The sequence below is a fragment of the Nocardia sp. NPDC057455 genome, assembly GCF_042802775.1.
Taxonomy (GTDB): domain Bacteria; phylum Actinomycetota; class Actinomycetes; order Mycobacteriales; family Mycobacteriaceae; genus Nocardia.
Genome location: NZ_JBHVDM010000147.1, coordinates 1 through 9941, shown reverse-complemented (window position 1 = coordinate 9941; position 9941 = coordinate 1). Strand labels below are relative to the sequence as shown.

Here is a 9941-nt window from a genome sequence, read left to right as displayed (position 1 = left end):
GACTCAGAACGGGTCCGCGGCCGCCCGCCGCACGACTTCGCGGGCCAGCGGGCCGTGCAGGGCATCAATCGGTTTGCCGGGCAGGCTCTCGTCTTCGGTGAAGATCCACTCCAGGATCTCCTCATCGGTGTACTTGGCGTCGCGCATCACGGTGATCAGGCCGGGCAGCGGCTTCACAACCGCGCCGGTGTCGTCGAAGAATCGCTCCGGGACGCCGGCGATGCCGTTTCGACGGACGGCGAGCAACTGGTGATCGCGCAGCATCTGGTGCACTCGGGTCACCACCAGCCCGAGTCGGTCGGCCACCTCCGGCAGCGGCACGATGGCCACCGACTGCGGAAGGACGTCGTCACTGCAGGGGAATGCACTCACCGGGACAACGGTAGACGGTCGCGCACCGCACGTCGTGAGACACCCGGGGTGGTGGGAGTCGATACCATCGTGGGGGCCGCACGGAGCGGCAAACTTTGTGAAAGCCGGAGGACTTCTCTTGATCGGCCAGATGCTGGAAGGGCGCTATCGGATCGATGCGCCGATCGCCCGCGGCGGAATGTCGATGGTCTTCCGCGGGGTCGACACCCGCCTGGACCGGCCGGTCGCCATCAAGGTGATGGACCCGAAATTCGCCGGCGACCCGCAGTTCCTGTCCCGGTTCGAGTTCGAGGCGCGCGCGGTCGCCAAGCTCAAGCACTCGTCGCTGGTCGCGGTGTACGACCAGGGTATCGACGGCGACCATCCCTTCTTGATCATGGAGCTGGTCGAGGGCGGCACGCTGCGCGAGCTGCTGCGCGAACGCGGCCCGATGCCACCGCACGCCGTGCGCGCCGTCGCCGAACCGGTACTCGCGGCGGTCGGCGTCGCGCATGCCGCGGGGCTGGTGCACCGCGACATCAAACCGGAGAACGTGCTGATCTCCGACGCGGGCGAGGTCAAGATAGCCGACTTCGGCTTGGTGCGCGCGGTGGCCGCGGCGAACACCACGTCGGCCAGCGTGATCCTGGGCACCGCCGCCTACCTGTCGCCCGAGCAGGTCACCAGCGGCTCCGCCGACTCTCGCAGCGACGTCTACTCCTTCGGCCTGCTGATCTTCGAAATGCTCACCGGCCGGGTCCCGTTCACCGGCGACACGTCGATCTCGGTGGCCTACCAGCGCATCGAGAACGATGTACCGAGCCCGAGCGGCTTCATCTCCGGGGTGCCGCCGGAGTTCGACGAGCTGGTCGCCAAAGCCACCGCGCGCGAACCCGCGCACCGGTTCGCGGACGCGAACGAGATGGCGGCCGCGCTGCGGCAGATCGGCACCGCGCTGCGCCTGCCGCCCTACCGGGTGCCCGCACCCCAGGAGTCCGCCGAACATCTCAGTGCCGGCTACCGCGCCGTCCCGCCGGATCACGACGACCGGCCGGGTTTCGCCGGTGCGTCGGCCCATGACCCCCACGCTCCGCAGCCGGTGCAGCACACCAAAGTGGTCACGGCCCAGCGGCCTCGGCTCGACTACGACCCGCCGCACGCCTACGACCGGCCCCAACCGGTGCGCCAAGCCAACCCCGCGCCGCCGTACGCGCCGCCCTACGCCGACGAGCTCAACCGCTCCCGGCGCACGGTATGGGTGTGGGTGGCCATCGTCGCGACGCTCACGCTGCTGGTCGGCATCGGCGGCTGGTGGCTGGGGGTCGGCCGGTACTCTGCGGTGCCGCCGATAGCCGGGCTGGACACCGACAAAGCGGTCGCCACGCTGCAGAACGCCGGGTTCGAGACCGAGATCCGGCAGAAGGCGTCGGACACGATCCCGGTCGGTGGTGTGGTCGGCAGCGACCCCTCGGCCGGTTCCAAGGTCACCAAGGGGTCTACGGTCGCCGTTCTGGTATCCAACGGCAAGCCCAAGGTGCCGGAGGTCAAAGCGGGCGACCAGGTGTCGAAGGTCAACCAGTTGATCCGGGACTATGGGCTGCAACCGGTCGACGCCGGTGAAGAGTCCAATGCCGCACCCAAGGGAACAGTCGCCCGGGTGGAACCGCGGCCCGGCACCGTGCTGCCGCTCGGCGCGCAAGTGAAGGTCTACCGCAGCAAGGGTTCTCAGCCGGTCAAGGTTCCCGACGTCCGCGGCAAGTCGACCGAGGAGGCCACCAAGATCCTCAGCGACGCGGGCATCGCGATCCGCGAGACCAGACCACAGTTCGACCGCAGCATCGAGGCGGACAAGGCCATCGGCACCCAGCCGGGCGCAGGCGCCACCATCCAATCCGGCGACGGCGTCGTCCTGCTGGTCTCCAACGCCCTGAAGATGCCCGATGTCCGCGGCTGGACCGTGGCCAACGCCCGCGCCAAGCTGGAAAGCCTCGGCTTGCAGGTCGAGGTGAAACAACTGGCCCGCGCGGACAGCTCGCTGGTGGTCTCGCAAACACCGGGCATCGGAGCCAACCTCGAGGCGGGCGACACCGTCACCCTCGTGGCGCTTCCCTGACCGGAAGCGGGACGCGCGAAGTCCGGCCGCTGCCGCGGCTCGGACCTCAGCGCAGCATCTCGGCGACGAGGAACGCCAGCTCCAGCGACTGCTGGGTGTTCAGCCGGGGGTCGCAAGCGGTCTCGTAGCGGCCGGACAGATCGAGGTCGGAGATGTCCTGGGCGCCGCCGAGGCATTCGGTGACGTCCTCGCCGGTGAGTTCGATGTGCATGCCGCCGGGGTGCGTGCCGAGCGCGTGATGCACCTCGAAGAAGCCCTGCACCTCGTCGACGATGCGGTCGAAGTGGCGGGTCTTGAAGCCGGTGGACGCTTCGTGCGTGTTGCCGTGCATCGGATCGCACTGCCAGATCACCTGGTGGCCGGTGGCCTGCACCTTTTCGATGATCGGCGGCAGCACGTCGCGGACCTTGCTGTGGCCCATGCGCGACACGATGGTCAGCCTGCCGGGTTCGTTGTTCGGGTCCAGCCGCTCCACGTATTCCACGGCCTGGTCGGGCGTGGTGGAGGGGCCGATCTTCAGGCCGATCGGGTTGGCGAGCAGTTCCGCGAACGCGATGTGCGCGCCGTCGAGCTGGCGCGTGCGCTCACCGATCCAGAGGAAGTGCGCCGACAGGTCGTAGAGCACCGGCTCGCCGATCGCATTCTCGCTCAAGCGCAGCATGGCGCGCTCGTAGTCCAGTACGAGCGCCTCGTGGCTGGCGTAGATGCGGGCCGCTTTCAGGCTCGGGTCGTTGACCCGGCACGCGGTCATGAACGCCAGGCCGCGGTCGATCTCCTCGGCCAGCGCCTCGTAGCGCGCACCGGCGGGCGACTTGGCCACGAAGTCGCGGTTCCAGTCGTGCACCTTGTGCAGGTCGGCCATGCCAGCGCCGGTGAGCGCGCGTACGAGGTTCATCGCCGCGCTGGCGTTGGCGTAGGCCCGGACCAGGCGCGACGGGTCGTGCTCGCGCAACGCCGCGTCGGCGGCCAGCGCGTTCACCATGTCGCCGCGGTAGGACTTCAGGCCGAGCGAATCGGTGTCCGACGAGCGCGGCTTGGCGTATTGGCCCGCGATCCGCGCGACCTTCACCACCGGCAGGCTCGCACCGTAGGTGAGCACGACCGCCATCTGCAGAAGGGTGCGGATATTGCCGCGAATGTGCGGCTCGGTGTTGTCGGCGAACGTCTCCGCGCAGTCGCCACCCTGCATCAGGAACGCCTGACCGCGGGCGACTTCGGCCAGCTGAGCGCGCAGCTCTTCCACCTCGGCGGGCACGCAGATCGGCGGCACGCTCTCGAGTACGGTGCGCATCTCGGCCGCCTGCTCCGGATCCCAGGACGGCTGCTGCAGCGCAGGTCGCGCCAGCGCGTCGTCCAGCCGCCTGCGCAACTCGGCGGGCAGCGGCGGCAGTTCCGGCAGGCGATCGATGGGTACGTCGACGGTCCAGTTCACCAGTCCAGAATACGGACCGCTCGCCCCCTGAGGACACCCCGGTGGTAGTGGTGGAGTGCCGCACCAAGGTGGCGAAAATCTCCACCGCATGGGCCCTTGCGCATCCGGCGGCGCACGTCACCATAGGGTTGCCGAGAACCCGTCACTGCCACAACGGCACCGGAAGCCGAGGAGAGACCGATCTCGCTGCGATATTTTTATGACTGCGAATTCATCGAGGACGGTGTGACCATCGATTTGGTCTCCATCGGCGTCGCCTGCGAGGACGGCAGGGAGTACTACGCGGTGTCCACCGAATTCGATGCCGAACGGGCGGGTCCTTGGGTGCGCAAATTCGTTTTGCCGCAGCTGCCGTCGCCTTCCTCTCCGCGATGGCGCAGTCGGGCCCAGATCCGGGACGAGCTGTACGCGTTCCTGGTGCCGCGGCCGACCGTGCAACCGGAGCTGTGGGCCTGGGTGTCCGCTTACGACCACGTCGCCCTGTGCCAGCTGTGGGGCTCCATGGTCGACCTGCCCAACACGCTGCCGCGCTACACCAACGAGTTGCGCCAGCACTGGGAGGCGCACGGCCGCCCCGAACTCCCGCCGATCCCGCCGGACGCGCACGACGCGCTGGCCGACGCCCGGCACAATCTCGCCAAGTTCGAAGCCATCGAGGCCGCACGCCGCGCGGCGCCACGCCTGTGACACCCAGGGTGTGACACAGGACGGCCCCCGAGTCGCGTGAACTCGGGGGCCGTCCTGTGGAGCCGGGCGGTCAGTGGCCGTGCTTGCCGTTCGCCGCCTCCTGAGCGCGCTGCAGCACCTTCAGCTGCCTGTGCTCTTCTTCGTGCTCGATCTCGAAGTTCCGAGCGCTCTCCTCCTCCGGATCCGCGCGCAGGAAGCTGCCGGTGCCCGGCTTGCCCGCCGAACCCAGCTTGCTCATCTTCTTCGGAACCGGCGCACCCTGGTACTCCAGCGGAATCGGGTGACCGTGGTCGTCCACCGGGCCGAGCGGCTGATGCACCTCGATGTACTCACCGTGCGGCAGACGCTTGATCACACCGGTCTCGATACCGTGCTCGAGCACCGCGCGGTCGCTGCGCTGCAAGCCGAGGCAGAACCGGTAGGCGATGTAGTACGCCGCCGGCGGGGCGACGAGCAGGCCGATGCGGCCGATCCACGTGGTCGCGTTCAGCGAGATGTCGAACTTCAGCGCGATGATGTCGTTGACGCACGACAGCGTCAGCACGACATAGAACGCGATCGCCATCGCGCCGATCGCCGTGCGGACCGGCACGTCGCGCGGACGCTGCAACAAATTGTGGTGTGCGCTGTTGTCACCGGTGAGGCGCTTCTCGATCCACGGGTAGGCGATCAGCACGGTGAACACCAAGCCCATGATCAGGGCGACCCAGAACACCGCGGGTACGGTGTAGCGGCCCAGATACAGCTCCCACGGCGGCATCAACCGGGCCAGGCCGTCGGTCCACATCATGTAGAAGTCCGGCTGCGAACCCGCCGAGACCTGCGAGGGGTTGTAGGGACCGAGGTTCCAGATCGGGTTGATCTGGAACACGCCGCCCATGATGCCAACGATGCCGAGGGTGAAGGCGAAGAACGCGCCCTGATCAGCGGCGAACACCGGCACGATCCGGGCGCCCACCACGTTGTTCTCCGTACGGCCCGGGCCGGGGAACTGGGTGTGCTTCTGGTACCACACCAGCGCCACGTGCGCGGCGATCAACGCCAGGATGATGCCGGGGAACAACAGCACGTGCGCGATGTACAGGCGCGGGATGATGATGTCGCCGGGGAAATCACCGCCGAAGATCAGCCAGTGCATCCAGGTGCCGATGATCGGGATGCTCATCGTGATACCGCCGAACGCGGCCCGCAGGCCGGTGCCCGACAGCAGGTCGTCGGGCAGCGAGTAGCCGAAGAAGCCCTCGAACATCGCCAGGATCAGCAGCAGCGAGCCGATCACCCAGTTCGCCTCACGCGGTTTGCGGAACGCGCCGGTGAAGAAGATCCGGAACAAATGGATGATGATCGACGCCGCGAACAGCAACGCCGCCCAGTGGTGCACCTGCCGGACGAACAGACCGCCGCGGACCTCGAAAGTGATGTTCAGCGCGGTCTCGTAGGCGCGCGACATGGTCACGCCGCGCAGCGGCTGGTAGGCGCCGTTGTAGACGACCTCGCTCATGGACGGGTCGAAGAACAGCGTCAGGTAGACGCCCGACAGCAGCAGGATGATGAAGCTGTAGAGCGCGATCTCGCCGAGCAGGAACGACCAATGTGTCGGGAAGACCTTGTTGATCGACCGCTTCATGAACGCGGCGGCGCGGTACCGCTCGTCCGCCTCGCTGGCTTGGGCTGCGACTGAAGGACTCATGAACGGCGCTCCCAGTAGGCCGGGCCGAGCGGCTCGATGAAGTCGCCGTTGGCGACCAGGAAGCCCTCAGCGTTGACGGTGATCGGCAGCTGCGGCAGCGCGCGAGCGGCGGGACCGAAGACCGGCTTGCCCCACTCGGTCGCGGAGAACTGCGACTGGTGGCAGGGGCACAGGATCCGGTTGGTCTGCTGCTCGAACAGCGAGGTCGGGCAGCCGAGGTGGGTGCAGATCTTCGAGTAGGCGAAGTAGTCGCCGTAGTTGAAGCTCTCCTGACCCTTGCGCTTGATCGCCTTCTGCGCGTCTTCGGTGCGCAGACGGATCAGCATGACGGCGTTGCGGATGCCACGCAGCGACTGCAACGTCGCGTGCTCGTCACCGCGCCACTTCTCCTTCCACGGGAAGACCGTCTCCATGGCGCCCGCGTCCAGGTCCTCCGGACGCACCAGCACCACGTCCTCCGGGCGACCGGTGTCGCGCCGGATGTAGATGGTCTCGCCCGGGTAGTCCGGAGTCCAGCCGGAGACCCACAGCGGCGACTTGTCGCCCTTGGCCCACGGGTTCTTGATCATGCCGCCGACGAACACCAGCAGTGCGCCGATGCCGAGCACGCCGACGCCCGCGCCCGCGGTGCGGGTGATCATCTTGCGGCGGCCCAGGGTGGAGGTGTCCAGCGCGTCCTGCAGCTCGGCCACCAGGGTGCGGCGCTCGACCTCCGGCGAAGGACCGTCGTGCCGCTCCTGGATGGACAGCTCGGCGGGGATGAACAGCTTGCGGATCAGCACCACCGCGACACCGATGACCAGCACCGAGATGCCGAAGGTCAGGCCGACCAGCGGGGTGAACAGCGAGTAGAGCCCGTGGCCCTCCTCGTCCTTGCCCTTGAACTCCCACGGCCAGAACAGGAACACGCCGACCAGTGCGGCTGCCGCGATGCCGGAAATGGCGAACCAGAAGGTGACCGCGCGCTCGGCGCGCTTCTCCGCCCGGGTGCCCGGGATCGGGAAGCGCTGGCGGCGGTAGGCGACGTCGACGCCGTCGCGCTCGGTACCGAGCTTGACCAGTTCGTCGCGCGACAGCTTGTCGAGTTCCGCCTCGGTGGGCTCCGCCGGGGCGGCGTTCACCGCCCGCTCATTCGACTGCTGCGCGTCGTGGCCCTCATCCGGGCGACCCATGTCGTCTCGCTCCTTACTGCTCATGACCTGTGTCCTTTCGGCATGGCCGGGCGCCCTCCGCGGCCACGCTAGCTACCGCCTTCAGGCGCTGACCGGTCATGACCGGGATCCGATCCACATCGCGGCACCGACCACGAGCGTGATGCCGACCACCCAGATGGCCAGGGCCTCGGTCGCGGGACCGAAGCCGCCGAGGTCCCAGCCGCCGGGGCTGTGCTCCTCGGTCGCGTTCTTGACGTAGGCGACGATGTCGCGCTTTTCCTCCGGGCTCAGTTGGCGGTCGGAGAACTTCGGCATGTTCTGCGGGCCGGTGAGCATCGCGGCGTAGATCTGCTGCTCGCTGGCCGGTTCCAGGGGCGGGGCGAACTTACCGGAGGACAGCGCGCCGCCGCGTCCGGTGAAGTTGTGGCAGGACGCGCAGTTCATCCGGAACAGTTCCGAACCGCGGGCGATGTCGTCACCGCGCAACGACTCCTGGGCGATCTCGCCGTTCGCGTCGCGGATCACGGTCGGACCGCCGCCGTTGGCCGCCACGTACGCGCTCAGCGCGTCGGTCTGGTGGGCGTCGAACTTCGGGGGCTTGCGCTGCGCCTGGGCTTCGTTACGCGCCATCGGCATGCGCCCGGAGGACACCTGGAAGTACACCGCGGCCTCGCCGACGCCGATCAGGCTGGGACCGCGATCGGCGACACCCTGCAGGTTCGCGCCGTGGCAGGTGATGCAGGACGTGTCGTAGAGCTGCTGACCCTCGCGGATGAGCGCGGACTGATCCTCGTGCGCGGTCGCGCGCTGCGGGTCCGGCGTGAGGGCCGATGCCAGGAAGCCTGCTCCGACGAGGCCCACCAGCAGCGCAAGTCCGCCCGCGATGCGACGGCGAACGCGGCGCTGCCTGCGCGTCTTGCTGGCCTGGCCGTTCCCGGGGCTGGCGGGCTCTGGCGCTGACGGGGGAGATGAACTCATCTGTGTCCCTTTGGAGTAGACGGAACCGACTTCTGCGAAAGATCCTGGGTCTCACCGCGCGCTCGACAGCGCGGCGGCCACGATCAGCGGACGAAGTAGATCGTGGCGAACAGCCCGATCCACACGATGTCGACGAAGTGCCAGTAGTAGGAGACGACGATCGCCGCGGTGGCCTGCGCCGGGGTGAACTTGCTGACCTTGGTGCGCACCAGCAGGAACACGAACGCGATCAGACCGCCGATCACGTGCAGACCGTGGAAGCCGGTGGTGATGTAGAACACCGAGCCGTAGGAGCTGCCCGCGATCGACGTGCCCTCGTGCACCAGGTTCATGTACTCGTAGCCCTGGCCGCCGACGAAGAACGCGCCCATGATCAGCGTGACGACGTACCAGCGGCGCAGGCCGAACACGTCGCCCTTCTCCGCGGCGAACACGCCCATCTGGCAGGTGAACGACGACGCGACCAGCACGGCCGTGACCGGCACGGCGAGCTTCAGGTTCAGTTCGGTCGGCTCCGGCGGCCAGTTACCGTGCGCCTGGGCGCGCGCGACGAAGTACATCGCGAACAGGCCTGCGAAGAACATCAGCTCGCTCGACAGCCAGATGATGGTACCGACGCTGACCATGTTGGGCCGGTTCAGCGAATGCACACGCTGGGTAATGGCCGATCCTGGGGTCCCTACTGCGGTCGTCACGGGGGTAAGTATGACTCGTCGTAGTACGACAGCCGAACCCGGGTACGAAACTCGTTTCTCCGTGTCGGAAAACGCAGGAAGGGACAGGCTCTCGACCAGGCGGGGCGTGGGACGAGCAGACCGGGCGACCCGCTGAACAGGTCGCACGCGCGGACGAACGCCCGGCCAGCATGACAGGCAAGGGTAAGGAGAAGCTGAGATGAACACGAATATGGGACCGCGGCTGTGGCGGCGGCTGTTCCGGCGGGACCGGCCCACCCCGCTGGACCCGGATCGAGCGGATCTGGTCGTGGTCGCGGCCTGCTTCGACGACACGGAGGCGTGTTCGGCCGTGCTGGCGCGCGCGACCGGGCTGGCGCCGGACGCACCGGCGGTACTACGGCACCACCTGCGCATCCCGCCTCGGCACGTGCCCACCGTCTGCGCGATCGCCGCGCAGGACGGCTACTCCCCCGCACCACGGGTGGGCGGCGCGGGCAGCGACGCGCTCGAAACGGTGATCCTCCAGCGAGTCCAACTGCTGGACGCCCTGCACTGCTCCCAGGAGCGCTCGCGCATGGCCGGCCTCGCCCAGCGCCACGACGGCACCGCCGACGGCTGGGACGCTCTGCAACCGGGCCCACACCCATAACGGCTCCGCGACCAACCCCGCTCGACGACGCCGACCCAGCGACACCGGCTCAACTCCCGCAATCGCGCGAGACGAGACCGAGCACCGCCCGTTCGCGGCCCGGCTCGCGTCCGAGTGGCCGTCGCGTAGGCGACGAAGGAGCTAGCGGCGGTCGCTCGGACGCGAGCCACAAGGGGGCCGCGAACACCCAGCGCCGCAGGCGCTGGAAAA

Annotated in this window: 9 protein-coding genes; 3 read left to right on the top strand and 6 right to left on the bottom strand. The window is 68.2% G+C overall.

The window, feature by feature from the left end:
• Positions 1–3: 3 nt before the first annotated feature.
• The gene (locus ACFU5M_RS33065) at positions 4–372 is read right to left on the bottom strand and encodes an Rv2175c family DNA-binding protein (RefSeq protein WP_379055293.1); all 369 of its coding nucleotides are present in this window, start codon (positions 370–372) and stop codon (positions 4–6) included.
• A gap of 130 nt (positions 373–502) precedes the next feature.
• On the opposite strand from ACFU5M_RS33065, the gene pknB reads away from it, so the two are divergent.
• Positions 503–2464, top strand: a complete 1962-nt coding sequence (gene pknB, locus ACFU5M_RS33060; RefSeq protein ID WP_379055299.1) for a Stk1 family PASTA domain-containing Ser/Thr kinase — start codon at positions 503–505, stop codon at positions 2462–2464.
• Positions 2465–2510: 46 nt separating this feature from the next.
• Here pknB and ACFU5M_RS33055 read toward each other — a convergent pair whose 3' ends face one another.
• Positions 2511–3896 carry a class II 3-deoxy-7-phosphoheptulonate synthase gene (locus ACFU5M_RS33055; RefSeq protein WP_379055291.1) on the bottom strand — a complete coding sequence of 462 codons (1386 nt, stop codon included), beginning with the start codon at positions 3894–3896 and terminating at the stop codon, positions 2511–2513.
• A gap of 186 nt (positions 3897–4082) precedes the next feature.
• Between ACFU5M_RS33055 and ACFU5M_RS33050 the strand changes: the two genes are divergently transcribed.
• Positions 4083–4583, top strand: a complete 501-nt coding sequence (locus tag ACFU5M_RS33050; RefSeq protein ID WP_379055297.1) for a polyadenylate-specific 3'-exoribonuclease AS — start codon at positions 4083–4085, stop codon at positions 4581–4583.
• A gap of 70 nt (positions 4584–4653) precedes the next feature.
• On the opposite strand, the gene ACFU5M_RS33045 is transcribed toward ACFU5M_RS33050, so the two are convergent.
• The 4 genes from ACFU5M_RS33045 to ACFU5M_RS33030 all read right to left on the bottom strand — a co-directional run bounded on the left by ACFU5M_RS33045 (position 4654) and on the right by ACFU5M_RS33030 (position 9100).
• Positions 4654–6273, bottom strand: a complete 1620-nt coding sequence (locus ACFU5M_RS33045) for a cytochrome bc complex cytochrome b subunit (protein ID WP_379055289.1) — start codon at positions 6271–6273, stop codon at positions 4654–4656.
• Positions 6270–7445: a ubiquinol-cytochrome c reductase iron-sulfur subunit gene (locus ACFU5M_RS33040; RefSeq protein WP_379055295.1), complete on the bottom strand. Its 1176-nt coding sequence runs from the start codon at positions 7443–7445 to the stop codon at positions 6270–6272. The genes ACFU5M_RS33045 and ACFU5M_RS33040 overlap by 4 nt, the downstream gene beginning before the upstream one ends.
• A 96-nt stretch (positions 7446–7541) precedes the next feature.
• The gene (locus tag ACFU5M_RS33035; protein WP_379055287.1) at positions 7542–8405 is read right to left on the bottom strand and encodes a c-type cytochrome; all 864 of its coding nucleotides are present in this window, start codon (positions 8403–8405) and stop codon (positions 7542–7544) included.
• Positions 8406–8488: 83 nt separating this feature from the next.
• The gene (locus ACFU5M_RS33030; RefSeq protein WP_063053595.1) at positions 8489–9100 is read right to left on the bottom strand and encodes a heme-copper oxidase subunit III; all 612 of its coding nucleotides are present in this window, start codon (positions 9098–9100) and stop codon (positions 8489–8491) included.
• Positions 9101–9299: 199 nt separating this feature from the next.
• On the opposite strand from ACFU5M_RS33030, the gene ACFU5M_RS33025 reads away from it, so the two are divergent.
• Positions 9300–9731: a hypothetical protein gene (locus ACFU5M_RS33025; protein ID WP_379055285.1), complete on the top strand. Its 432-nt coding sequence runs from the start codon at positions 9300–9302 to the stop codon at positions 9729–9731.
• The last annotated feature ends 210 nt before the right edge of the window (positions 9732–9941 follow it).